Origin of the sequence: Achromobacter deleyi, from assembly GCF_902859705.1 — a bacterium.
Lineage (GTDB): Bacteria > Pseudomonadota > Gammaproteobacteria > Burkholderiales > Burkholderiaceae_B > Achromobacter > Achromobacter deleyi.
In genome coordinates, this window is record NZ_CADIJO010000001.1 from 291,147 (window position 1) to 315,500 (window position 24,354).

A 24,354-nucleotide genomic window follows, 5' to 3' on the forward strand; every position below is an offset into this window, starting at 1 on the left:
GCGGCGCCCGACGGCGCCGCAGCCACCTGGCGGGACGGGCGCTCAGTCCGTTCCGCGCTCGAACACCTCGACCACGCGAAAGCGTTCGCACACCAGCATCATGTCGGGCGCATAGCCGCCATTGCGGCCGAAGTACGCAATGTGCTCGGACCGCCAGACTTCGTACGGGCCTTCGCCCTCGGCCAGCGCAAACGCTTCGTCCACTTGGTCAAAGCGCTGCATCAGCACGCTGGTGGTCTCGATGACGCAGGCCGGGCGGCCGCGGCCGTCCAGCACCACGTCGCGGCGGCCCGCTTCCGGTACCGGCTCTTTCTCGGTGAAGTCACGCAGCGCGCCGCAGGTCGCCGTCTTGGCGCCCGACAGCACCAGCGCCAGCAGTTCATCGGCCAATTCAGGCGAATCGCCGAACTGGAAGGTCACGGCGTTTTCGTACGGGGCGGGTGGTTTCATGCGGGCGGTGTCCATTGCAGTATCAACTCCTGTCCCATTGCGGGGTCCGAGATTGAGGGGGCGCCGGTCTCGATGCGTCCGGCCAGGCGGCGCACGAAACCGGCTTCGTCATCGGCATGCACGCTGAAATCGTACCAACCGCCGCTGCGCGCCAGGTCCCAGTCCACGAGGGTCTCGGCGCCCGCGGGCAATGCGGCGTCGGCGCGGCCAGGGTAGCCGTAGGCATTGGCCTCGATGCGCGCCACGCGGGCCTTGCCGCCGGGATTACGCAACGTCAGGCGCAGCCGCGGGCCGGCCGCCTCGTAGAGGGCTTCGACCGTCAAGGGCGCGGCGCCAGCTTGCAGACGGCCCGCGACGTGGCGGTGAAAGCCGTTGGGGCCCAGCACCCACAGGTCATAGCGGCCCTGATCGGCGGTGGTGGGCCAGACGCCTTCCAGCTGCTTGCCGGCTTCGACGGTATAGCGGCGTGGCCCGGCTTCCAGATGCAGCCGATCGTAGACGTGCAGCACCGCGCCGGCCGTGCCGGTGTTGTCGAAACGCAGCGCAATGCCATCGCTGTCGGCACGCACCTGCACCGACAGCGCATAGGGCAGGGCGCGCGACGGCCGCGTGCCGGCTTGCTGGCGTGCCAACCCGGGCTTGTCGGGCGCGGGCGGCGTGATGGTGCCGGGCAGCGCCGCGGCCTGGGCCGCGCGGTCGGCGGTGGCCGGCAGGCCGCGCAGCCGGTCGGCGTCGTCGGGCGTGGCGAAGTCGAAGATCGACGTCAGGTCGCCGCAGACCGCCCGGCGCCACGGCGAGATATTGGTTTCGGCCACGCCGAAGCGGCGCTCGACGAAGCGCAGCACCGAAGTGTGGTCGAACACTTCCGAATTGACCCAGCCGCCCTTGGTCCAGGGCGACAGCACGTACATCGGCACGCGCGGACCCAGGCCATAGGTGCCGTGCAGGTGGGCGGCGGTGTCGTCTTTCTCGGCCCCCGTCACGATCTCGTGGTATTCGCCCACCGTGTCCACCGTGGACGCGCCCGCCAGCGTGCCATCGGCGTGGCGGGTGGGCGGCGCCGGCGGCGGCATGTGATCGAAGAAGCCGTCGTTCTCGTCGAACATCAGCAACAAGACGGTCTTGCTCCAGACGTCGGGATTGGCGGTCAGCGCGTCCAGCACGTGCGCGGTGTAGTCCGCTCCTTGGGCCGGGCTTGACGGGCTGGGGTGTTCCGAGCCGGCCTTGGTGGCGCAGATCCACGACACCTGGGGCAGCTTGTCGTCCAGCACGTCCTGGCGCAACAGGTCCAGGTCGCGGGTGGTCAGCGCCTTGTCTTTCAGGGCCGCCAGCGAGCCAGGCAGGCCTTGATGGGCATCGCGATAGGCCTTGAAGCCGGCGGTGGGGTTGAGCGAATAGTTATCCGCCATGTTCTGGTAGATGCGCCAAGTGATGCCGGCGCGCTCCAGGCGTTCGGGGTAGGTCGTCCAGGTGTAGGCGCCCGCCGGGTCGCCGCCGCCCAGCTTGTTGTACAGATTGCCCAGCGCCGGGCCGTTGCCGCGGCCCAGGCCGTCGTTGGTGCCGCTCCAGACGAACAGCCGGTTGGTGTTGGTGCCGCCGGTGAACGAACAGTGATAGGCGTCGCACACCGTGAAGGCCCGCGCCATGGCGTACTGGAAAGGCATGTCGCTTTCCGTGAAGTACGCCATCGAATGATTCTTCTTGGCGGCCGGCCATTGGCCCATGCGGCCGGCGTCCCACGCATCCTGGGCGTTGGACCAGGTGTGCGGGGTGCTGGCGACCCGCATGGTCTCGTAGGCCTCGCGGGTGTCCAGGTGAAACGGCAGCACGCTGCGCGGCGCGCCTTCGTCGGGGCGGCCGTTGTATTGGGCCCAGACGGTGCGATGCGTGAATTCCGGGCTGTCCGGCACCGGGATGGGAAAGCGGTCGCCAAAGCCGCGCACCCCCGCCAGGCCGCCGAAATAATGGTCGAACGACCGGTTTTCCTGCATGAAGATGACGATGTGCTCGACGTCTTCGATCGTGCCCTTGCGGCGGTTCGCAGGGATGGCCAGCGCGCGGCGGATGGAGGCGGGCAGCAGCGCCAGGGCGCTGCCGGCGCCGGCGACCGCGGCGCTGCCGCGCAGGAACTCGCGTCGGGATTGCATGCGGAATAGTCCTTGATGCTGCGGTTTGCGTTCCATGCGGCGCTGCCCGCACGGGGCGGGCAGCAGGGGCGGTTCCGGGAATGCGTCGCGGCTTACTTGCCGCGGGTGCTTTCCGCGTAGTCCATGTACAGCTTGTGCGCCCGGCGGGCCATGGGGCCGTATTCCAGCTTGCGGTCTTCGACGCGGTTCACGTGCACCACCTTGCCGTAGTTGCCGGACGAGAACACTTCGTCGGCCGCTTCGATGTCGGCGCGCGTCAGGCTGCGTTCCTGCACGTCCACGCCGTCGGCCTTGAGCAGGGCCAGCACGCGGCGGCGGGTGATGCCGTTCAGGAAGGTGCCGTTGTCCACGGGCGTGGACACCACGCCGTCCTTGGCGATCCAGAGGTTGCTGGACGCGAACTCGGCCACGTTGCCGTCGCCATCCAGCATGATGGCGTTGTCAAAGCCCTTGTCCATCGCCTCGCGGATGGCGCGCTGGCCATTGGGGTACAGGCACGAGGCCTTGGCGTCGGTGGGCGCCATGTTCGGCCAGGACCGCGCAAAGCTGGAGAAGCAGGCGGCGAACCCTTGCTCGCCCGGCATCGGCACCTTGAATACGTGCAGCACGAACTGGGTCTTGTCCGCGTCGGGCAGCAGGAAGCCGTCGGCGCAGAAGAACATGGGCTTGATGTAGAGCTCGGTGCCTTCGGGGAACTTGGCCACGGCCTGCAGGCACAGCGCCTGGATTTCCTGCCAGCCGAGCTGCGGCTTCATCAGCATTTTTTCGGCGGAGCGGATCACGCGCTGGCAGTGCAGGTCCAGGTCGGGCGTCAGGCCGCGGAATGCGCGCGCGCCGTCGAAGACCATGCTGGCCATCCAGAAGGCGTGGTCGGCGGGGCCGAGCAGTTTGGGGTTTTCGGTGGTCCAGTGACCGTTGTGCCAGAACAAGGCGTCCATGGTGTGCTTCCTTTGCTTGTCTCGTCGTGGCGCTGTTGACGCGCCGAAACGTCAGGATACATGAGCGCGCTGACTCATTCCTTGTCGAGCGCGGCCTGTACCCGCTGCGCCGCGTCTTCGGGCATCCATTGCCGCCAGACCGGACCGTACTGCTTGAGAAAATAGCGCGCGGCTTCCTCGGGTTCCTTGCCTTCGGTTTCCAGCCAACCCAGGGTGGCGTCGATGGCGTCGCTGGGCACCGTCAGTTTGGCCAGGAACGCGGCCAGTTGCGGCGCTTCCTTGGCGAAGGCGGCATTGACGCCGGTCACCACGGGGTTGGGCTTGAATTCGGTGGCGACCGGCTTGGCGCACTTGGGGTCCGTCAGGCAGGTATAGGCCGTCTGGTCGAAGGCGGGCAGTTCCAGCTTGACCAGGTCGAGCGCGCCGACCAGCGCGGTGGGGGTCCAGTAATAGAAGACGATGTCGCGCTTGCGCTTGTAGGCGGACATGATGGCGGCCTTCTGCGCGGCGCCCGAGCCGGGCGCGAACAGGCTGTAGTCGCGGTCCAGATCCAGCGCGCGCAGCAGGTTGTCGTTCAGCGTGCCGCAGGCCCAGCCGGCGGGGCAGCCGTAGATGCGGCCGCGGCCGGGGTCTTCGGGGTCGGCGAACACCTCTTTGAAGCGGGCCAGGTCGGCGGCCGATTTCAGCTCGGGATGGCGTTGCACGGTGTAGCGCGGCACGTACCAGCCTTCGCCCGCGTCATAGACATGGCCCAGCCCCAGCACGCGGCCGCTGGCCAGCGCTTTTTTCCAGGCGCCTTCGATCTGGCCGGGCCAGACCTCGGGGGTGACGTCCACGTCGCCGCGTTGCAGCGCCGCCAGCATCGGCAGCGTTTCGCCGATCTCGACCGATGTCTTGCAGCCGTAGCCGTGTTCCATCACATAGCGTTCGATGTTGGCCAGCACCAGGTTGGATTCCCAGTTAAGGCCGCTGAACCGCACCGGGCGGTTTACTTCGCAGGTGGGGGCGGCGGCCTGGGCCGGCGCAGACATCAACAAGGCGGCGGTCAGCGCCAGGGCGCCATGGACGGCGGCAAGCAAAGGCTTCGTGCGCATGGTGGAGCACCTTTCGGGTTGCGTGCCGGCCATTGTAAACACGCGCGGCGCAGGCCCCATGACAACGGGGCCGCATCAAGCGGCCCCGTGGGTCTGGCGGTGTGGCGCGTCAGGCGCGGGCGGCGCGCCGCTTTTCGATGAAGGCGCCGATCTCGCCGACGATGCCGCGGCGGAACGCCAGCACGCAGATGACGAAGATCAGGCCGATCACGATGGTGACGGATTCGCCCAGGCGCAGGAACCAGTCCACGCCGGTCAGGTTGGCCATGAACTGGCCGAAGTCGCCCACCTTGTTTTCCAGCAGCACCACGATGAAGGCGCCCAGGATTGGCCCGGTCAGCGTGCCCAGGCCGCCGATCAGCGTCATCAGGATGACCAGGCCGGACATCTGCCAGGTCGCATCCGACAGGGTGGCGGACACGAACACCAGCGTCTTGGTGGCGCCGGCCAGTCCCGCGATGGCGGCCGACAGCACGAAGGCCAGCAGCTTGAAGCGGTCTACGTCATAGCCCAGCGACACTGCGCGCGGCTCGTTCTCGCGCAGCGCCTGCAGCACCTGGCCGAACGGCGAGTGCACCGTGCGCCAGATGATGAAGTAGCCGATGATGAACACGCCCATCACCAGGTAGTACAGGTTCAGGTCCTTGGAGAGGTCGATCAGCCCCAGCAGGGTGCCGCGCGGCACGCTTTGCAGGCCGTCTTCGCCGCCGGTGAACTTGGCCTGCAGGAAGAAGAAGAACACCATCTGCGCCAGCGCCAGGGTGATCATCGCGAAGTAGATGCCGCTGCGGCGGATCGCCAGCGCACCCATCGCCAGGCCCAGCAACGCGGCCACCGCCACGCCGAACAGCAGGCCGATCTCGGTGGGCACGCCCCATACCTTCAGCGCATGGCCGGTGGCGTAGGCGGCGCTGCCCAGGAAGGCCGCGTGCCCGAACGACAAGAGGCCCGTGAAGCCCAGCAGCAGGTTGAAGGCGCAGGCGAACAGGGCATAGCACATGATCTTCATGGCGAAGATCGGATACACCCCGACGAAAGGAAGAATGGCCACCACGACGGCCAGGACCGCATAGCCCAGGAATTGACGGTTCATTTCTCTTTTCCGAACAGCCCGGCCGGGCGAATCAACAGAACAATGGCCATGATGATGAACACGACCGTGCTGGACGCTTCGGGCCAGAACACTTTGGTCAGGCCTTCGATCACGCCCAGGCCCAGCCCGGTGACGATGGCGCCCATGATGGACCCCATGCCGCCGATCACGACCACTGCGAATACGACAATGATGAGGTTCGAGCCCATCAGCGGGGAAATCTGCAGCACCGGTGCGGCCAGCACACCGGCAAAGCCCGCCAGCGCCACGCCGAAGCCGTAGGTCAGCGTGATCATGCGCGGCACGTTCACGCCAAAGGCCTCGACCAGCCGCGGGTTCTCGGTGCCGGCGCGCAGCAGCGCGCCCAGACGGGTGCGTTCGATCACGAACCAGGTCGCCAGGCAGACCACCACCGACGCCACCACGACCCAGCCGCGGTAGTTGGGCAACACCATGAAGCCCAGGTTGGTGGCGCCGCGCAGCGCGTCAGGCGTGGGGTAGGGCTGGCCCGATACGCCGTAGAAGCTGCGGAACAGCCCCTCGATCAGCAGCGTCAGCCCGAAGGTCAGCAACAGGCCGTACAGGTGATCCAGCTTGTACAGGTGCTTGAGCAGCAGCTTTTCTATCAGGATGCCGAACAGCCCGACGACCAGAGGCGCCAGGATCAGCATGACCCAGTAGTTCAACCCCAGGTACGACAGCCCCATCCAGGCCAGGAAGGCGCCCAGCATGTAGAGCGCACCGTGCGCGAAGTTGATGACGTTCAGCAGTCCGAAGATAACGGCCAGGCCGAGCGACAGCATGGCATAGAAGGAACCATTGACCAGGCCCAGCAGCAGCTGTCCGAACAAGGCCTGTATGGGGATGCCGAAAATATCAGTCATCTTGTGAAAATCCTGCGCGTACGGGGGTAAGCGGGCAAATTCAAGATGCGATCCGGCCGGGTGGGTCGGATCGCATCATGGGGTCACGTGGGTGGGATTTACTTCTTGACCAGCTTGCAGGTCGACTCGGACAGCTTGGTGTAGACCTCGTCGCCCGGCAGCGTGGCGACCACCTTGTAGTAGTCCCACGGGCCCTTCGATTCGGCCGGCGTCTTGACCTGCATCAGGTACATGTCGTGAATCATGCGGCCGTCTTCGCGCACGTAGCCGCCCTGGGTGAAGAAGTCGTTGATCTTGTTGGACTTCATCCACTTCATCAGGGTGTCGGCGTCATCGGTGCCGGTGGCCTTCACGCCGTTCAGGTAGAACGTGACCGACGAGTAGTCGCCCGCCTGCAGCATGGAGGGCTTGCGGCCCACCTTGGCTTCGAACTTCTTGGCCCAGGCGCGCGAGGCGTCGGATTGGTCCCAGTACCAGCCGTCGGTCAGGTACATGCCCTTCGTGGCTTCCAGGCCCAGCGAGTGGATGTCGTTGATGAACACCAACAGGCCGGCCATCTTCATCGTCTTGGTCACGCCGAATTCATTGGCGGCCTTGATGGCATTGATGGTGTCGCCGCCCGCGTTGGCCAGGCCCAGGATCTGCGCCTTGGACGCCTGCGCCTGCAGCAGGAACGACGAGAAATCGGACGCGCCCAGCGGTGCCCGCACCTGGCCCTTGACCTCGCCGCCGGCGGCTTTCACCACGGCCATCGTGTCGCGTTCCAGCGCGTGGCCGAAGGCGTAGTCGGCCGTCAGGAAGAACCAGCTCTTGCCGCCGTCCTTCACCACGGCCGAACCGGTGCCGCGCGCCAGCGCCACGGTGTCGTAGGCGTAGTGCACGGTGTAGGGCGAACACTGCGCGTTGGTCAGGTCGGACGCGCCCGCGCCGATGGCGATGAAGGGCTTTTTCTTCTCGGCCGCCACGGCGGCCATCGCCAGGCTGGTCGCGGAGTTCGTGCCGGCGATGATCACGTCGACCTTCTGCTGGTCGAACCATTCGCGCGCACGGGCCGAGGCCACGTCGGCCTTGTTCTGGTGGTCTGCCGACAGCACTTCGATCTTCTTGCCGTTGACCGAGCCGCCGAAATCCTCGATGGCCATGCGGATGGCGTCCAGGCCGGCCTTGCCGTCGATGTCGGAATAAACGCCCGACATGTCGGTGATGAAGCCGATGCGGATGACATCGTCGGAGATGCCTTGCGCCGCGGCGGGTGCCGCGGCAAATCCCAGGCCCGCCATGGCCAGTGCAGCAGTGATGGTGTGCAGCTTCATGGGATGACTCCTCTTCCCTTCGGTGTGTGTGCCGGGATGCCCGGCGGGTGACACAGGTTATGTCGGGCGATAGCCCTTTAGACGCCCAACAGTTCGTTGAGCGTGTCCTGTTTTTCTGAAAGTTCAGACGCCTCGAAATGCTCGACGATCTGGCCGTGCTCCATGACATAGAAGCGATCGGCCAGCGGCGCCGCGAAGCGGAAATTCTGCTCGACCATGACGATGGTGTAGCCGCGCTGCTTGAGCGCGGTGATCATGCGGGCCAGCGCCTGGACGATGACGGGGGCCAGGCCTTCCGAGATCTCGTCCAGCAGCAGGAGGTTGGCGCCGGTGCGCAGGATGCGCGCCACCGCCAGCATCTGTTGTTCGCCGCCCGACAGGCGAGTGCCGGGCGAGTGCCGGCGTTCCTGCAGGTTGGGGAACATGTCGTAGATTTCGGCCAGCGACATGCCGCCGCCCAGCGAGCCCACGACGGGGGGCAGCAGCAGGTTTTCTTCGCAGGACAGGCTGGCGAAGATGCCGCGTTCTTCAGGGCAATAGCCCACGCCCAGGTGGGCGATCTTGTAGGTGGGCAGGTCGATGGCTTCGGTGCCGTGGATGCGCACCGAGCCCTTGCGGGAACCGGTCAGGCCCAGGATGGCGCGCAGCGTGGTGGTGCGGCCGGCGCCGTTGCGGCCCAGCAGCGTCACGACCTCGCCCTGCGCCACCCGCATATCCACGCCGTGCAGGATATGCGATTCCCCGTACCAGGCCTGCAGGCCCGAGATTTCCAGTGCCGGGGTGCTCATGCATGCGCTCCTTGGAGTTCGCCGTCGGTGGTGCCCATGTAGGCCTGCATCACGGCCGGATGGCGCGAGACTTCGGCATAGGAACCTTCGGCCAGCACGGCGCCGCGCGCCAGCACGGTAATGGTATTGGCGATGGACGACACGACATTCATGTTGTGTTCGACCATCAGGATGGTGCGGCCGGCGCTGACGCGCTTGATCAGCTGCGTGACGCGGTCGACGTCTTCGTGGCCCATGCCCTGGGTGGGCTCGTCCAGCAGCATCAGCTCGGGTTCCATCGCCAGCGTGGTGGCGATTTCGAGCGCGCGCTTGCGGCCGTAGGGCAGGTTCACCGTGGTCTCGTTGGCAAACGCCCCCAGGTCGACTTGCTCGAGCAGCTCGCGCGCCGGCTCGTTCAGTTCGGCCAGCCGCTTGTCGCTGCGCCAGAAGTGAAACGACACGCCGGTCTTGCGCTGCAACCCGATGCGCACGTTCTCAAGCACGGTCAGGTGCGGGAACACCGCGGAAATCTGGAACGAACGGATCACCCCGCGCCGCGCGATCTGCGCCGGGCGCTCGCCGGTGATGTCGATGCCGTTGAACTTGATGGTCCCCGAGGTGGGGGCAAGGAATTTGGTCAGCAGGTTGAAGCATGTGGTCTTGCCCGCGCCGTTCGGCCCGATCAAGGCATGAATCTCGCCTCGCTTGATACGCAAATCGACCCCATTGACCGCGACAAAACCGCGGAATTCCTTGGTGAGGCCTTTTGTCTCCAGGATCGTGTCGTCCATGTCCGCTGCACCGGCGTTGTATTTATATGTGGACTCTGCCCGGCGTTATGCGCAGGGCCCCCGCAGGGTTATGAAAACCGTGTATTCACGCAGTTTTCTACAAGAGTTGCCGGCGAGTATGCGCACCTCCGGATCAAAATTCCATGAGGGTTTGTCATAGGTTTTGCAGTGCGGAAAGGTGAATTGTCGGGTGGCGGACAATTACCGAATCCATTGGGCGAAAACCCTATATGCGGACGCAATGCATTGCAGCAAATTCGCATTGATCGTCATCAATCCGTCATCACCGCGCGCATCGGGGAAAACCCGGTTTTGCGCGGTGCTCGGCGCCGGTCCATATTGCCCGGCGTTTGATGAATACCGGATCAGGCCGGTGTTTTATCTTTGAATTCGCACAGGTCGGAAATACCGCATTGCGGGCATTTCGGCTTGCGCGCCACGCATACGTAGCGGCCTTGCAGGATCAGCCAGTGATGGGCGTCCTGCATATATTCGCGGGGCACGAATTTTTCGAGCTTCAGTTCGACTTCCAGCACGTTCTTGCCGGGGGCGATACCGGTGCGGTTCGATACCCGGAAAATGTGCGTATCCACCGCCATGGTGGGTTGGCCGAACGCGGTGTTGAGCACCACGTTGGCCGTCTTGCGGCCCACGCCCGGCAGGGCCTCGAGCGCCTCGCGCGTCTGCGGCACTTCGCCGCCGTGCTGCTCGATCAGAAGGCGGCACGTCGCGATCGCGTTCTTGGCCTTGGTGCGGAACAGGCCGATCGTCTTGATGTAGTCCGACAGGCCTTCCTCGCCCAGCGCCAGCAAGGCTTGCGGCGTGCCGTAGCGCGGGAAGAACTTGCGCGTGGCGATGTTCACCGACTTGTCGGTGGCCTGGGCCGACAGCAGCACCGCGATCAGCAGCTGGAACGGTGTTTCGTATTCCAGTTCGGTGGTCGGATGCGGATTGGCCGCCTGCAGGCGGGCGAAGATCTCTCGGCGTTTGGCGGCGTTCATGGGCGCGGGGTGTTGCGGCGGGCCCGGGCGCGGGCCAGGGCGGATTCAATGGCGGCGCGCTTGCGGTCGTCATCCTGGGCGGCGTCGGCCGCCGCGGCAGGAGCCGGCGCGCTGGCGGGTTCCGGAGCCATCAGGCGCGCGTTGTCGGCGGCCAGGCGCTCGATGCGCGCCTGGTGATGGCGATGGCGCTGACGGCCGGCGGCGGCGTCTTCGGCGGTCCAGGCGCGGCCCGCCGGCACCATCTGGATGCAATCGACCGGACAGGGCGCCACGCACAGGTCGCAGCCGGTGCACCAGTCCGCCAGCACGGTATGCATGTGCTTGTTGGCGCCGACGATGGCGTCGACCGGACAGGCCTGGATGCACAGCGTACAGCCGATGCAATGCGCTTCGTCGATGCGGGCGACGAGCAGCGGCCCCGGCTCGCCGCGGGTCAGGTCCAGCGGCAGCAGCGGCGTATCCAGCAGGCTGGCCAGCGCGGCAATGCCTTCGTCGCCGCCGGGTGGGCAGCGGTTGATGGGGGCTGTGCCCTCGGCGATGGCATCGGCATAGGGCCGGCAGCCGTCATACCCGCACTTGGTGCATTGCGTCTGGGGCAGCAAGGCATCGATGCGGTCGGCTAGTGAGCGACAGGACATGGCGGGCGATGAAAGAGAAGAGGGGGCCGCTCGGGCAATGAAAAGAAAAGGGGCCGCTCGGGCCCCCGTGGGAAAGCGGCGCGCAGAGGCGGTCAGGCCGACTGCCGGATGAATTCCGCGATTTTAGGACAGATCATTTCGCGCCACCGGCGGCCCGAGAAGATGCCGTAGTGGCCGCAGTTGGGCGCGGTGTAGTGCGCCTTGCGCTCGGCCGGGATGTTCTTGCACAGCTTGATGGCCGCGCGGGTCTGGCCCTGGCCGGAAATGTCGTCCAGTTCGCCTTCGATGGTGAACAGCGCGACCTTCTTGATGTCGGCCGGACGCACCAGCTGGCCGTCGACTTCCCAGGTGCCGCTCGGCAGCGCGAATTCCTGGAACACCATGCGGATCGTGTCCAGGTAGAACTCGGCCGGCATGTCCAGCACCGCGTTGTATTCGTCGTAGAAGCGGCGATGCGCCTCGGCGTCGTTGTCGTCGCCGCGCAGCAGGTCCAGGTAGAACTCGTAGTGCGACTTCATGTGGCGGTCGGGATTCATGGCCATGAACCCGGCGTGCTGCAGAAAGCCCGGGTAGACCTTGCGGCCCGACCCCGGGTAGCGCGGCGGCACCGGGTGGATGACCTGGTTCTCGAACCACGAATACGGCTTGGTGGTGGCCAGGCGGTTCACTTGCGTGGGCGACTGGCGCGGGTCGATGGGGCCGCCCATCATGACCATGCTGCGCGGTTGGCAGGGATCGTTGGCGGACGCCATCAGCGACACGGCGGCCAGCACCGGCACGGTGGGCTGGCAGACCGAGATCACGTGGACGTCGGGGCCCAGGTGCCGGATGAAATCCTGCACGTAGCGGACGTAGTCGTTCAGGTGGAACGGACCGGCCGACAGCGGCACCATGCGGGCGTCGATCCAGTCGGTCACGTAGATGTCGTGATTGGGCAGCAGGGCGCGCACGGTATCGCGCAGCAGGGTGGCGTGATGGCCCGACATGGGCGCCACCAGCAGCACCTTGGGGTCGCCCTGGGGCGTCTGGCGCACATCGCGGTGAAAGTGCACCAGCCGGCAGAAAGGCTTGTCGAGCACGACCGATTCGGTCACCCGGACGGACTTGCCGTTGATTTCGGTGGCGGGCAGGTTCCAGGCAGGCTTCTGGTATTCCTTGCCGATGCGCGTCATCAGCTCGTAACCCGCGGCCATCTGGCGCGAGATCGGGGTGTAGGCGAGGGGACTGTAGGGACTGGAGAACAGCTGGGAACCGGCATCCGTGAAAGCAGCGAACGGAGTCAGGAAAGCGCGCTGCATTTCGTGCAATTGGTACAGCATTGGGGAAGTCCTTCTGGGTCGTGCGTGTGCCCCGATTATTGCGCCGGGGAGTAACGGTATTTCCAATTAATCTGACGAAAGCGTCCGAAAATCGGCTTTTGTGTTGCAAAAATGCGACCCGTCATCCCTTGCGCACCAGTTTAGGGCGGAACCCGGTGGCGGCAATCGCCCCAAAAGGGGGAAATCCGGCCTAGCCCGGACGGGCCAGAAGCGCCTCCGGGCAGGGCCAGGGGTCACCAGTAGTTTTCCACCGCCAGGTTGCCGGGGATGCCGCGGCGGCCCGGCTTGAAGCCGCGTTCGCCCAGCAGCTTGCGGGCGTCGGCCAGCATGTCGGGGTTGCCGCACAGCATGATCTTGGCCTGCTCCGGGTCCAGCGGCACGCCCGCCAGCTGTTCCAGGCCGCCGTCGGCGATCAGGGTGGTCAGGCGCGCCTGCGGCATGCCGGGCAGGGCTTCGCGGGTGGCGATCGGCAGGTACACCAGCTTTTGCGGCTCGGCGGCGAACAGCTCGGCCAGGGCCGGATCGTGGCGCCAGCCTTCGATTTCGTCGCGATACGCCAGCTCTGCCGCGGTGCGCACGCCGTGCACCAGGATGATGCGGCGATAAGCGCGCCAGACGGCCGGATCGCGCAGGATCGACAGGTAGGCCGACAGGCCGGTGCCAGAGGCCAGCAGCCAGAGATCGCCGCCCGGGGCGAAGCGTTCCAGCGTCAAAAAGCCGTAGGGGGTTTTCTCGACGTACAGTGCGTCGCCAGGCTGCAGCCGCGCCATGCGCGGGCTGAACAGGCCTTCGGGCACCACGATGGAATAGAACTCCAGCCAAGGCTGCTGCGGCGCCGACACCATCGAGTAGGCGCGCCACAGGGTGGGCGGGCCGTCGGGATCGTCAGCGCCGGGCAGACCGACCCGGGCGAACTGGCCCGGCTGGAACGTATACGCCTCGTCGCGCGTGACGCGCACGGAGAACAACTTGTCGGGCACCCAGGTGTGGACTTGGGTGACGGTCTGGCGCGTGTATTTGGAGTCGTCGGTCATCGGGGCATCACGCGTCGCGTGCCGGGGGCGGCCACGCGTTCGCGGATTATTTTTCCAGGTATTGCAGCTTGTCCTGCTTGCCGTTCCAGTCGTCGGCATCGGGCAGCGGCTTCTTGGCGCGGCTGATGCTGGCGAACTCGGGCGAGAGTTCGGCGTTCAGGGCGATGAAGTTCAGCTGGTCCTGCGGCACGTCTTCTTCGGCGTAGATCGCATTGGCCGGGCATTCCGGGATGCAGACGGCGCAATCGATGCATTCGTCGGGGTCGATCACCAGGAAGTTCGGACCCTCACGAAAACAGTCCACCGGGCACACATCTACGCAATCGGTGTACTTGCACTTGATACAGTTTTCGGTGACGACGTGGGTCATTCAGGGACTCCGGGCAGGCGGCATTTGTGTTTTGTTGGGCCGATTTTACCCAATGCGGCGCCAAACCGCCGTGAATACCCGTGTTGACATCGTGGCACATTGGGGGAACAGGCCGTCCCTTCGTGCTATGGTGTCGCGAAACGATACGCGCAATCATGATAATCACTTCGCTGCTCGACACCGATCTGTACAAATTCAGCATGATGCAAGTGGTGCTGCATCAGTTCCCCGCTGCTCAGGTCGAGTACCGTTACAAATGCCGCACGCAGGGCGCCAACCTGCGCCCCTACCTGGACGAAATCCGCGAAGAAGTGCACCAGCTGTGCCAGCTGCGCTTCACCGCCGACGAACTTAAATATCTGGGCGGCTTGCGCTTTATCAAAAGCGACTTCGTCGATTTCCTCGAACTGTTCCACCTGCCCGAGCGCTGCATCCACATCGCCGAAGGCGATGCGCCCGGCGAGATCAGCATCGAGGTCAAGGGGCCGTGGCTGCACACGATCCTGTTCGAGATCCCCGTGCTGGCGATCGTCAACGAAGTCTATTTCCGCAACACCCGCAAGCATCCGGACTGGGAAGAAGGCCGCAAGCGCCTGCAGTCCAAGATGCACCTGGTGCTGGACGATCCCGCGCTGGCCGATTTCCGCGTGGCCGAATACGGCACCCGCCGGCGCTTCTCCAAGGTCTGGCACGAGGAAATCGTGTCCACCATGAAGGCCCAGATGGGACCGCACTTCGCCGGCACCAGCAACGTGCTCCTGGCCAAGCAGCATGAAGTGCTGCCGCTGGGCACCATGGGCCACGAATACCTGCAGGCCTGCCAGGCGCTGGGTCCGCGGCTGCGTGATTCGCAGGTCTTCGCCCTGGAAGTGTGGGCCAAGGAATACCGCGGCGACCTCGGCATTGCGCTGTCGGACGTCTACGGCATGGACGCCTTCCTGCGCGATTTCGACATGTATTTCTGCAAGCTGTTCGACGGCGCGCGCCACGATTCCGGCGATCCCTTCGTCTGGGGCGAAAGGCTGCTCGAGCACTACCGCAAGAACCGCGTCGACCCGCGCGCCAAGACGCTGGTGTTCTCCGATTCGCTGACCTTCCCGCGCGCTATCGAACTGGCCCGTCAGTTCGCCGGCCGCTGCAAGGTGTCGTTCGGCATCGGCACCAACCTCACCAACGACCTGGGCCACGAACCCTTGCAGATCGTCATGAAGATGGTCCGCTGCAACGGCCAGCCCGTGGCCAAGGTGTCCGACGCGCCCGAAAAGACCATGTGCGACGATCCGGCCTACCTGGCCTATCTGCGCCAGGTCTTCCAGCTGCCGCCCGCCTGAGGCCGCGGCAGGGTAAAGTTCGGCATTCGCATTGTTCCAACCCGTCAACTCGTCACTAGGGGAATATTCATGAGCAGCATCAAGCGCTTCCACGTCGCCAAGCGCCTGTCGGACATGGCCGTTTACAACGGCGTCGCGTACCTGGCAGGCCAGGTGCCGGACGATGCCAAGCTGGACATCACCGGCCAGACCGAGCAAGTGCTCGCGACCATCGACCGCCTGTTGGCCGAAGCCGGCACCGACAAGACCAAGATCCTGATGGCCCAGATCTACGTGGCCAACATGAAGGAATTCGATGGCATGAACAAGGCCTGGGATGCCTGGGTTGCCGACGGCAACTCGCCCCCGCGCGCCACGGTCGAGGCCCGCCTCGCCAATCCCGACTTCAAGGTCGAGATCGTCGTGACCGCCGCCGTCGCCTAAAGACTGCGCGCGCCTCATGTCGAAAGCCCTCCGGCATGCCGGAGGGCTTTTTCGTTTCCACGCCGGATGTCGCGCGGGCCATGCCGTCGCTGCCATCGAACGACGCAGCGGGCGCGCCGGCTGGGGCTAGCCGGCGGTCAGCAGCAGGCCGGCCAGCAGGCCGCCGGCTTCCTCGCAGCGCGCCAGGTCGGCGGGCGCCACGGTCTTGGGGGCCGCGATCTGCTGCGGCGTCTGCGCGCCCAGGTTGACGATCAGCGGCTGGGCCACGGCCCGCAGGCGCCAGCCGGTGCAGATGCGCTCGACCTGGCGGGCGGCGCCCGAGCCGTCGCTGCCGGCGCTGATCAGGCAGGCGTACGGCCGGCCCGCGATGCGATCGAGCACGCCGTAGTAGCTGCGGTCGAAGAATTCCTTCATCTCGCCGCTCAGGCTCGCCAGGTTTTCGGGGGCGCAGAATAGGAATCCGTCGCTGGCCAGTACCTCGTCCACCCCGGCGTCCCGCGCGGGGCGCAGGATCACGGCCAGCTCGTCCGGCTGCTGAAGCAGCGTGGCGGCTGCGGCGGCGCCACGGGCAGCGGCCTCGGCCATCTGCCGGGCCGCGCCGGTGCGCGAATGCCAGACGATCAGCAGCTGCTTCACGGGTAGCGCCTCAGGGTGTCCTGGCGGTAATAGGCCTGCAACAGGCCGAACCACTCGGGCAGGGCTTCGGACATGGGGTAGGGGTCGACGAAGAAGTGCTCGGAGCTGACCGCAAAGAACTCGGCTTCGTCGGTCGCCGCATACGGGTCCAGCGGCAGTTGGCCGTACCAGGCGTCGGCCGCCTCGCTTTCGGGGTCCACGTCGTGCGGAATGGCCGCTTCCACGGCGTCTACAGCGGCAATGAAGCGGTCCAGGCTGTCGTCCAGGATGCGGCGCCAGTCGCGCGGCTTGAGGTCACCGTGCGCCGCCAGCGACGGCATGCCGTCGGCAAAGCCCGATTGCAGGTCCAGCTTGTGCGCGAATTCGTGGATCACCACATTGAAGCCGCCTTCGGACAGCAGTGCATCTTCCCAGGACAGCACCAGCGGACCGCCTTCCCAGGCTTCGCCGGCCGCGTCCTCGACGTATTCGTGCATCACGCCGTCTTCGTCCAGGCGCTTGCGCGGGATGCGGAACCCGGCGGGGTAGACGATGATCTCGTCCCAGCCCTCGTACAGCTTGGGCGTCAGGTTCAGGATCGGCAGGCTGGCCTGGGCGGCAATCGACAGGCGCATGAAGTCGGTCACTTCCAGCCCCTGCGCCCCGTTGATGGTCTTGCTGGCCAGCAGCCAGGCCGACCGCGCCAGCAACTGGGCGGTCTCGTCAGCGTCCAGCGCCGCCAGGAACGGGTGGGTCTGCAGCACCTGCCGCCAGAGGTCGGGATCGATCCGGGCCTGCATTTCCGCCACCTCCGACGGGTTTGCTCCTCGGCCCTTGAGCCAGCGCAACATAAGCTTGGGTTCCTTCTATATATGTCCGGGCGTTGCCGGGGTTTCGGTAGTTGTTTCCTAGTGTAGAGTGTCGGAATCTTCCATTCCCACCCCGCAATACGTCCGCGATGTCCGCCCCGCCTGTACTCGATGCGCCTTTGCCTTTCGACGCTTCCTGGCGACAGGAGGCGGGTTCGGGCCTCGACGCCGACGGCCTTGCGCTTATCGACCAGGCAGTGGCCTGGTCGGTTCCCCGCTTCGAGGGCCAGCAGGCCCTGACGGGCGAGCCGCTGGCTTCGCACGGCGCCGGCGTCGTGCGGATCCTGGCGGGCCTGCATACCGATTCGGCCACCCGCGCCGCCGCCTTGCTGGCCGCCTTGCCCACGGACCTGACCGTGCCGGCGCCCGCCTTGCGCAACGATCCGGTCGCGGCCGCCTTCGGTGCCGAAGTGGCCCGGCTGGTGCAGGGCACGCGAGCCCTGTTGCGCCTGGGCGTGGTGGCGCGGCAGGCCAGCGACGCCGAAGCCGAAAGCGGCAGCCAGAAGGAAATGCAGCGCAAGATGCTGCTGGCCATGGCGGCCGACCTGCGCATCGTGCTGATGCGCCTGGCCTCCCGGCTGCAGACCTTGCGCTGGCACGCTGAAAGCAAGACGCCGTGCTCGATCGCGTTCGCCCGCGAAACCCTGGACCTGTACGCGCCCCTGGCCAACCGGCTGGGCATCTGGCAGATCAAATGGGAAATGGAAGACCTGGCCTTCCGCTTTCTCGAACCAGACAAGTACAAGCAGATCGCACGCCTGCTCGAAGAAAAACGGGTCGAGCGCGAGGCCTTCATTGCCGGCGCCATCGAACGGGTGCAGGCGGCGCTGGCCAGGCATGGCATCGAGGCCGAGGTCAGTGGCCGGCCCAAGCACATCTACAGCATCTGGAACAAGATGCGGGTCAAGCGGCTGGACTTCGCGCAGATGTACGACCTGCGCGCCCTGCGCATCATCGTGGAAGACGTGCGCGCCTGCTACACGGCGCTGGGCATGGTGCACGAGATGTGGACGCCCTTGTCCAACGAATTCGATGACTACATCTCGCGGCCCAAGCCCAACGGCTACCGGTCGCTGCATACCGTGGTGGCCGACGACGACGGCCGCCCGTTCGAGGTGCAGATCCGCACGCGCGAGATGCACCAGTTCGCCGAATACGGCATGGCCGCGCACTGGCGCTACAAAGAGGCCGGCGCCAAGGGCGGCCAGGTGGCCGCGTCCAGCGAATACGACCGGCAACTGGCCTGGATGCGTCAGTTGCTGGCCTGGAACAGCGATGTCGAATCCGGCGACGCGCCGGCCGCTGACGGCGCCGACGCGGCCAAGGCGGATGCCGCCAAACCGGAAGCCGGCAAGCCGGCGTCTGGCCGGGGTGCAGGCGGCAAGAGCCGCCACGCGGCCGCCGAGCCCGCGCCTTCGGACGAACGCATCTACGTGCTGACGCCGCAGGCCCGCGTGATCGAACTGCCGGCCGGCGCCACGCCGGTCGACTTCGCCTATCACCTGCACACCGACCTGGGCCATCGCTGCCGCGGCGCCCGCGTCGACGGCCAGATGGTGCCGCTGCAGACGCGCCTGGCCACCGGCCAGACGGTCGAGATCATCTCCGCCAAGTCCGGCGGCCCATCGCGTGACTGGCTCAATCCGCAACTGGGTTTCCTGGCCAGTCCGCGGGCCCGCGCCAAGGTGCGCATGTGGTTCAACGCCATCGAACTGCAGCAACGCATCACCCAGGGCCAGGCGCTGGTCGAAAAGGAACTGCAGCGGCTGGGCAAGACGGCCGTCAACCTGGAACAACTCGCGCAGAACCTGGGTTTCGCCCGGGCGGACGACCTGTACGTCGCCGCCGCCAAGGAAGAATTCAGCCTGCGCCAGATCGACGCCGTGTTCCAGGCGCCGGCGCCGGCCGTCGAGCCGCAGCCGGCCGCCCTGCGCCACGCCAGCGCGGGCAGCGCCGAGAAAAGCGGCAAGAGCGGCGTGCTGGTGGTGGGCGTGGGCTCGCTGCTCACGCAGCTGGCGCGCTGCTGCCGCCCTGCGCCGCCCGATGCCATTGCCGGCTTCGTCACCCGCGGCCGCGGCGTGTCGATCCACCGCAGCGATTGCCACAGCTACCTGGCGCTGGCCGCGCGCGAACCCGAACGGGTCATCGAAGTGGCCTGGGGCGAGACCCCGGCGGATACCTACTATCCTGTCGACATCAGCGTGCGCGCGCACGACCGCTCGGGCCTCTTGCGGGACCTGTCCGAAGTCTTTGCGCGCTTGCGCCTGAACGTGGTGGGCGTGAACACGCAAAGCCGGCAGTCGCTGGCCCACATGGTGTTCACGGTGGAAGTGCGCGGCGGCGAATCGCTGGCCCGTGCGCTCGATGCGCTGGCCGAGGTGCCGGGCGTGTCGTCGGCGGTGCGCCGCTAGCGGGGCGGAACCGGCCAGGCCGGTCGCCCTGGCCGGTCGCAGCGCCCCGCAACCCGCAGGTTGCGAAGCGCCCGCCGCCGTATCAGTGGTCCAGCCGTTCGTGCGCGCGGTCGCGCATGTAGAACGACGCCACCAGGCCCAGCGCCACACCGAACATCACGTAGTAGGCGGGGGCCATCGGCGAGCCGGTGGTCTTGATCAGCCAGGTCACGATGAACTGCGCGAAGCCGCCGAAGATCATCACGGCCACGTTATAGGCCAGCGACAGGCCCACCGAACGCACCCGCGCCGGAAACAGCTCGGCCATCACCGTGCTGAACACGCCGAAGAAGGCCGACACGAAGAAGCACACCACGATCTGCACCGTCAGCAGGCGGGCGATCGACGGGGCATCCGACAGCCAGTAGTACAGCGGATACAGCACTACCAGGTAGCCGATCAGCGAACCGATCACGATCGGTCGGCGGCCGACGCGGTCGGACCAGGCGCCCATGAACGGTGTCAGCAGCACCATCAACGCGGCGCCGGCCATCTGCACCAGGAAGGTCTGGTTCAGCGGCAGCTTCAGGATCTGGGTCGAATAGGTCACCAGGTACGTGAAGGTGATGTAGATCGACACCGTTGCCGTCACCACCAGCCCCACGCCGATCAGCGTTTCGCGGGTGTGCGTGCGCACCATGTCCACCAGGCTCAGGCGCTGCACCTCGCCGCGTGCGGCGGCCTGGCGCTCTTCTTCCTTCATCTGCTTGAAGGCGTCGGTTTCGTCGATGTTGCGGCGGATATAGATGGCGATCGGCACAATCACCAGGCCGAAGGCGAACGGCAGGCGCCAGGCCCACGCGGCGATCTGTTCCTGGGTGAAGAACTCGGTGATCAGCGTGCCGCAGGCCGCGCCGATCAGCAGCGCCAGCATCTGGCCGGCCATCTGCCACGACCCATAGAAGCCGCGCTTGCCGTTGGGCGCCATCTCGATCAGCAGGGCGGTCGAGGTGCCGAATTCACCGCCGGCCGAAAAGCCCTGCAGCAGCCGCGCGATCAGGATGAAGATCGGTGCCAGGATGCCCGCGGCGTGGTAGGTCGGTGCCACGGTGATCAGCGCAATGGACACCGCCATCAGCGAGGTCACCAGCACCATGGCCGCCTTGCGGCCCTTCTTGTCGCCGTACATGCCCAGGATGATGCCGCCGACCGGGCGCATGAAGAAGCCGACGCCGAAGATCGCCGTGGTCATCAGGATCGCGTTCAGCTCGCTGCCGGGCACGCTGGGATCCGTCGGGAAGAACAGCTTCGAGATGATCGGCGTCATGAACGCGAACACCAGGAAGTCATACCATTCGAGGGCGTTGCCGATGACTGCCGCCACGATATTGCGCGTGGGAACTGCTTTGTGCTGCACGGTTTCTCCTTGGGGGGGCTTTTGCCTGAAGGGCGACATTCTAGGCCCAGCCCCCGGGTCGAGGTCCGCGACGCCGCGGCGTCCTGGCTTTACACTTCTCTTTTTCCCCAAGAGAGTTGCTACATGAACGCGCGCACCTGGCTGGAGACGCTGGTTGGTTTTGACACCACCAGCCGCAATTCCAATCTTGCCCTCATCGAAACCGTCCGCGATTGGCTCAAGGGCCAGGGCGTCGATGCGTGGCTGGCGCACAATCCCGAGCGTACCAAGGCCAATCTGTTCGCCACCCTGCCGGCACAAGACGGCGGCCTGCAAGGCGGCATCGTCCTGTCGGGCCACACCGACGTGGTGCCCGTGGATGGCCAGGATTGGGCCACGGATCCCTTCAAGCTGGTCGAAAAAGACGGCCTGCTCTATGGCCGCGGCAGTTGCGACATGAAGGGCTTCATCGCCGGTTCGCTGGCCCTGGTGCCGGAATTCCTGGCCATGCCGCGCAAGAAGCCGATCCACCTGGCGTTCTCGTACGACGAAGAAGTCGGCTGCGCCGGCGCGCCCTACATGCTGGCCGACCTGCACGAGCGCGGCATCCGCCCCGAAGGCTGCGTGGTGGGCGAACCCACCGGCATGCAGGTGGTGGTGGCGCACAAGGGCATCAACCTGTTCCGCTGCAAGGTGCACGGCAAGGCGGCGCACTCGTCGCTGACCCCGCGCGGCTGCAATGCCATCGAATACGCCGCCCGCCTGATCTGCCGCATCCGCGACCTGGCCGACAGCTTCAAGGCCAACGGCCCGTACGACCAGTTCTACGACGTGCCGTTCTCCACCATGACGACCAACCAGATCCGTGGCGGCATTGCGGTCAACACCATTCCCGAGCTGTGCGAATTCACCTACGAATTCCGCAACCTGCCGGGCATGCAGCCAGACGAGATCCAGGCAGAAGTCGAAAAATACGTGCGCGATGAGCTCCTGCCGCGCATGAAGGCCGAATTTGACGGTGCCAGCATCGAGATCGAGACGGGCGCCGCCGCGCCCGCCCTGGAAGCCTCGGAAGAAGCCGCCATCACCCAGCTGGTGCGCGCCCTGACCGAAGACCGCGCCACCCGCAAGGTGGCCTATGGCACCGAAGCTGGCCTGTTCCAGGGCATCGGCATCCCCACGGTGGTCTGCGGCCCCGGCCACATCGAACAGGCCCACAAGCCCAACGAGTTCGTCGCGCTGGATCAGCTGGCGTCGTGCGAAACCTTCCTGCGCCGCCTGGGGCAGTCGCTCTGACGCGCCTGGGGGCGGTGGGGCGCACCCCCGCCGCCGCCCGCGTCAGGTAAAATGACGGGTTGCAAACCGGATTTGCGGCTGGCAGTGGTCTGCCGCGATACCGGGGGAGATGCTTGGTGAAACCTTACGACTTTCCGGATGCCCAGGGCCATTTCGGCCCTTATGGCGGTGTTTTCGTGGCGGAAACGCTGATGCACGCGCTCGACGAGCTGCGCGCGGCCTATGACCATTACCGTGTCGATCCCGCCTTCCTGGAAGAGTTCAACTACGAACTCAAGCATTTCGTGGGCCGTCCCAGCCCCGTCTACCATGCCCGGCGTTGGTCGGACCTGGTCGGCGGCGCCCAGATCTGGTTCAAGCGCGAAGACCTGAACCACACCGGCGCGCACAAGGTCAACAACTGCATCGGCCAGGCCCTGCTGGCCAAGCGCATGGGCAAGCCCCGCGTCATCGCCGAAACCGGCGCCGGCCAGCACGGCGTGGCCTCGGCCACCGTGGCCGCCCGCTACGGCATGGAATGCGTGGTCTACATGGGCAGCGAAGACATCCGCCGCCAGGCCTCGAATGTTTACCGCATGAAGCTGTTGGGCGCCAAGGTCGTGCCGGTCACGTCCGGCTCGCGCACCCTGAAAGACGCGCTCAACGAAGCGATGCGCGACTGGGTCACCAACATCGAAAATACCTTCTACATCATCGGCACGGTGGCGGGTCCCGACCCCTATCCCCGCATGGTGCGAGACTTCCAGACCGTCATCGGCAACGAATGCCTGACGCAGATGCCCGAAGCCATCGGCCGCCAGCCCGACTACGTCGTGGCGGCGGTGGGCGGCGGATCCAACGCCATGGGCATCTTCCACCCCTACATTCCCTACGAAAACGTGCGCCTGATCGGCGTCGAAGCGGCGGGCGAGGGCATGGACAGCGGCAAGCACGCCGCGTCGTTGGCGGCCGGCCAGGTCGGCGTGCTGCACGGCAACCGTACCTACGTCATGCAGGATGCCGACGGCCAGGTCCAGGAAACCCACTCGGTCTCGGCCGGGCTGGATTACCCCGGCGTCGGCCCCGAGCACGCCTGGCTGAAGGATTCCGGCCGCGCCGAATACGTCGGCATCACCGACGACGAAGCCCTGCAGGCTTTCCACGACTGCTGCCGTATCGAAGGCATCATGCCGGCGCTGGAATCTTCCCATGCCATCGCCCAGGCCGTGAAAATGGCCGCCACGCTGCCGCGCGACGCCGTCATCCTGGTCAACCTGTCGGGCCGTGGCGACAAAGACATGCATACCGTCGCCGAACGTGCCGGTATCGAGCTCTAACATGACGACAACTCGCTCTGATCGCATCGCCGCCGCCTTTGCGCGCACCGCCGAATCCGGCCGCGCCGCGGCGCTGATTCCCTACATCGCGGCAGGCGATCCGTCGCCGGCTGCTACCGTGCCGCTGATGCACGCGCTGGTCCAGGCCGGCGCCGACATCCTCGAATTGGGCGTGCCGTTCTCCGATCCCATGGCCGATGGCCCCGTGATCCAACGCGCCGCCGACCGCGCCATCGCCCACGGCGTAGGCCTGGGCCGCGTGCTCGAACTGGTTGCCGATTTCCGCCGGCAGGATGCCGACACGCCCGTGGTGCTGATGGGCTATGCCAACCCCATCGAACGCATGGGCCAGGCCGAATTCGCGCGCCGCGCCGAAGCGGCCGGCGTCGACGGCGTCCTGGTGGTCGATTACCCGCCCGAGGAAATCGTCGAATTCGCCGAAACCCTCGGCCGCCACGGCATTGCTCCGATTTTCCTGCTGGCTCCCACCTCCACCGACAGCCGCATCCAGGCCGTCGCCAAGGTGGCCCGCGGCTACGTCTACTACGTCTCGCTCAAGGGCGTGACGGGCGCCGGCTCGCTCAATACCGATGACGTCGCCGAACGCGTGGCTGTCATCCGCCGCCACGTGCGCGACATTCCGGTGGGCGTGGGCTTCGGCATCCGCGATGCCGAAAGCGCGCAACGCGTGGCCGGCGTGGCCGACGCTGTCGTCATCGGCAGCAAACTGATTGAAACCATGGAGCAGGCGGTGGCGAACGTCCCCGCGGCCCAGCAAACCGACGCCGCAGTCGCCGCCGCCGGCGGCTGGCTGCGCACCATCCGGCAAGCGCTGGATCAAGTAAAACGACAAAACGCGTCGGCCTGAGCGGCTTGGCG

The 24,354-nt window shown here is 66.2% G+C and carries 23 protein-coding genes; 6 read left to right on the forward strand and 17 right to left on the reverse strand.

Annotated features, from left to right (window positions below; all coding sequences use genetic code 11):
* Positions 1 to 42 precede the first annotated feature (42 nt).
* The 14 genes from HV798_RS01240 to fdxA form a co-directional block, all read right to left on the reverse strand.
* Entirely contained in the window at positions 43 to 450 is a 408-nt protein-coding gene (locus HV798_RS01240; RefSeq protein ID WP_246288541.1) for an ASCH domain-containing protein, read from the reverse strand.
* Positions 447 to 2,597 (reverse strand): phosphocholine-specific phospholipase C, encoded by a 2,151-nt coding sequence (locus HV798_RS01245; protein ID WP_175191002.1) that lies wholly within the window; start codon positions 2,595 to 2,597, stop codon positions 447 to 449. The genes HV798_RS01240 and HV798_RS01245 overlap by 4 nt, the downstream gene beginning before the upstream one ends.
* A 92-nt stretch (positions 2,598 to 2,689) precedes the next feature.
* Positions 2,690 to 3,535: a branched-chain amino acid aminotransferase gene (locus HV798_RS01250; RefSeq protein ID WP_175191003.1), complete on the reverse strand. Its 846-nt coding sequence runs from the start codon at positions 3,533 to 3,535 to the stop codon at positions 2,690 to 2,692.
* 74 nt (positions 3,536 to 3,609) lie between these two features.
* Positions 3,610 to 4,629, reverse strand: coding sequence for an ABC transporter substrate-binding protein (locus HV798_RS01255; protein WP_175191004.1), 1,020 nt, complete (start codon positions 4,627 to 4,629; stop codon positions 3,610 to 3,612).
* A gap of 109 nt (positions 4,630 to 4,738) precedes the next feature.
* Positions 4,739 to 5,722, reverse strand: a complete 984-nt coding sequence (locus HV798_RS01260; protein WP_175191005.1) for a branched-chain amino acid ABC transporter permease — start codon at positions 5,720 to 5,722, stop codon at positions 4,739 to 4,741.
* Entirely contained in the window at positions 5,719 to 6,606 is an 888-nt protein-coding gene (locus HV798_RS01265; protein WP_175191006.1) for a branched-chain amino acid ABC transporter permease, read from the reverse strand. Before HV798_RS01265 ends, HV798_RS01260 begins: the two co-directional genes overlap by 4 nt.
* Before the next feature lie 98 nt (positions 6,607 to 6,704).
* On the reverse strand, positions 6,705 to 7,919 hold the full coding sequence (locus tag HV798_RS01270) for an ABC transporter substrate-binding protein (RefSeq protein WP_025137100.1): 1,215 nt from the start codon (positions 7,917 to 7,919) through the stop codon (positions 6,705 to 6,707).
* A 77-nt stretch (positions 7,920 to 7,996) separates the two neighbouring features.
* Entirely contained in the window at positions 7,997 to 8,707 is a 711-nt protein-coding gene (locus HV798_RS01275) for an ABC transporter ATP-binding protein (RefSeq protein ID WP_025137101.1), read from the reverse strand.
* The gene (locus tag HV798_RS01280) at positions 8,704 to 9,477 is read right to left on the reverse strand and encodes an ABC transporter ATP-binding protein (protein WP_175191007.1); all 774 of its coding nucleotides are present in this window, start codon (positions 9,475 to 9,477) and stop codon (positions 8,704 to 8,706) included. Before HV798_RS01280 ends, HV798_RS01275 begins: the two co-directional genes overlap by 4 nt.
* Positions 9,478 to 9,842: 365 nt before the next feature.
* Positions 9,843 to 10,478 carry an endonuclease III gene (gene nth, locus HV798_RS01285; protein ID WP_175191008.1) on the reverse strand — a complete coding sequence of 212 codons (636 nt, stop codon included), beginning with the start codon at positions 10,476 to 10,478 and terminating at the stop codon, positions 9,843 to 9,845.
* The gene (gene rsxB / locus HV798_RS01290; RefSeq protein WP_175191009.1) at positions 10,475 to 11,116 is read right to left on the reverse strand and encodes an electron transport complex subunit RsxB; all 642 of its coding nucleotides are present in this window, start codon (positions 11,114 to 11,116) and stop codon (positions 10,475 to 10,477) included. The genes nth and rsxB overlap by 4 nt, the downstream gene beginning before the upstream one ends.
* A 92-nt stretch (positions 11,117 to 11,208) precedes the next feature.
* A complete protein-coding gene (locus HV798_RS01295) occupies positions 11,209 to 12,435 on the reverse strand; it encodes a polyhydroxyalkanoate depolymerase (protein WP_175191010.1) in 1,227 nt (408 codons plus the stop codon).
* Positions 12,436 to 12,668: 233 nt separating this feature from the next.
* Positions 12,669 to 13,469 carry a ferredoxin--NADP reductase gene (locus HV798_RS01300; protein WP_175191011.1) on the reverse strand — a complete coding sequence of 267 codons (801 nt, stop codon included), beginning with the start codon at positions 13,467 to 13,469 and terminating at the stop codon, positions 12,669 to 12,671.
* A 46-nt stretch (positions 13,470 to 13,515) separates the two neighbouring features.
* A complete protein-coding gene (gene fdxA / locus HV798_RS01305) occupies positions 13,516 to 13,839 on the reverse strand; it encodes a ferredoxin FdxA (protein WP_006218015.1) in 324 nt (107 codons plus the stop codon).
* 155 nt (positions 13,840 to 13,994) lie between these two features.
* On the opposite strand from fdxA, the gene pncB reads away from it, so the two are divergent.
* Both pncB and HV798_RS01315 read left to right on the forward strand, forming a co-directional pair.
* The gene (gene pncB / locus HV798_RS01310; RefSeq protein ID WP_175191012.1) at positions 13,995 to 15,170 is read left to right on the forward strand and encodes a nicotinate phosphoribosyltransferase; all 1,176 of its coding nucleotides are present in this window, start codon (positions 13,995 to 13,997) and stop codon (positions 15,168 to 15,170) included.
* 69 nt (positions 15,171 to 15,239) lie between these two features.
* Positions 15,240 to 15,593, forward strand: a complete 354-nt coding sequence (locus HV798_RS01315; RefSeq protein WP_025137108.1) for a RidA family protein — start codon at positions 15,240 to 15,242, stop codon at positions 15,591 to 15,593.
* A 126-nt stretch (positions 15,594 to 15,719) separates the two neighbouring features.
* Here the strand turns inward: HV798_RS01315 and HV798_RS01320 are convergent, their stop codons facing one another.
* Positions 15,720 to 16,229, reverse strand: a complete 510-nt coding sequence (locus HV798_RS01320; protein ID WP_175191013.1) for a flavodoxin family protein — start codon at positions 16,227 to 16,229, stop codon at positions 15,720 to 15,722.
* A complete protein-coding gene (locus HV798_RS01325) occupies positions 16,226 to 17,059 on the reverse strand; it encodes a M90 family metallopeptidase (protein WP_025137110.1) in 834 nt (277 codons plus the stop codon). Before HV798_RS01325 ends, HV798_RS01320 begins: the two co-directional genes overlap by 4 nt.
* Before the next feature lie 107 nt (positions 17,060 to 17,166).
* Between HV798_RS01325 and HV798_RS01330 the strand changes: the two genes are divergently transcribed.
* The gene (locus HV798_RS01330) at positions 17,167 to 19,488 is read left to right on the forward strand and encodes a RelA/SpoT family protein (RefSeq protein WP_175191014.1); all 2,322 of its coding nucleotides are present in this window, start codon (positions 17,167 to 17,169) and stop codon (positions 19,486 to 19,488) included.
* 82 nt (positions 19,489 to 19,570) lie between these two features.
* Here HV798_RS01330 and HV798_RS01335 read toward each other — a convergent pair whose 3' ends face one another.
* Positions 19,571 to 20,884 carry an MFS transporter gene (locus tag HV798_RS01335; protein ID WP_025137112.1) on the reverse strand — a complete coding sequence of 438 codons (1,314 nt, stop codon included), beginning with the start codon at positions 20,882 to 20,884 and terminating at the stop codon, positions 19,571 to 19,573.
* Positions 20,885 to 21,007: 123 nt separating this feature from the next.
* Between HV798_RS01335 and argE the strand changes: the two genes are divergently transcribed.
* The 3 genes from argE to trpA all read left to right on the forward strand — a co-directional run bounded on the left by argE (position 21,008) and on the right by trpA (position 24,343).
* A complete protein-coding gene (gene argE, locus HV798_RS01340; RefSeq protein WP_175191015.1) occupies positions 21,008 to 22,159 on the forward strand; it encodes an acetylornithine deacetylase in 1,152 nt (383 codons plus the stop codon).
* 116 nt (positions 22,160 to 22,275) lie between these two features.
* Positions 22,276 to 23,475: a tryptophan synthase subunit beta gene (gene trpB / locus HV798_RS01345; protein ID WP_025137114.1), complete on the forward strand. Its 1,200-nt coding sequence runs from the start codon at positions 22,276 to 22,278 to the stop codon at positions 23,473 to 23,475.
* 1 nt (position 23,476) lies between these two features.
* Positions 23,477 to 24,343, forward strand: coding sequence for a tryptophan synthase subunit alpha (gene trpA, locus HV798_RS01350; RefSeq protein ID WP_175191016.1), 867 nt, complete (start codon positions 23,477 to 23,479; stop codon positions 24,341 to 24,343).
* Positions 24,344 to 24,354 lie beyond the last annotated feature (11 nt).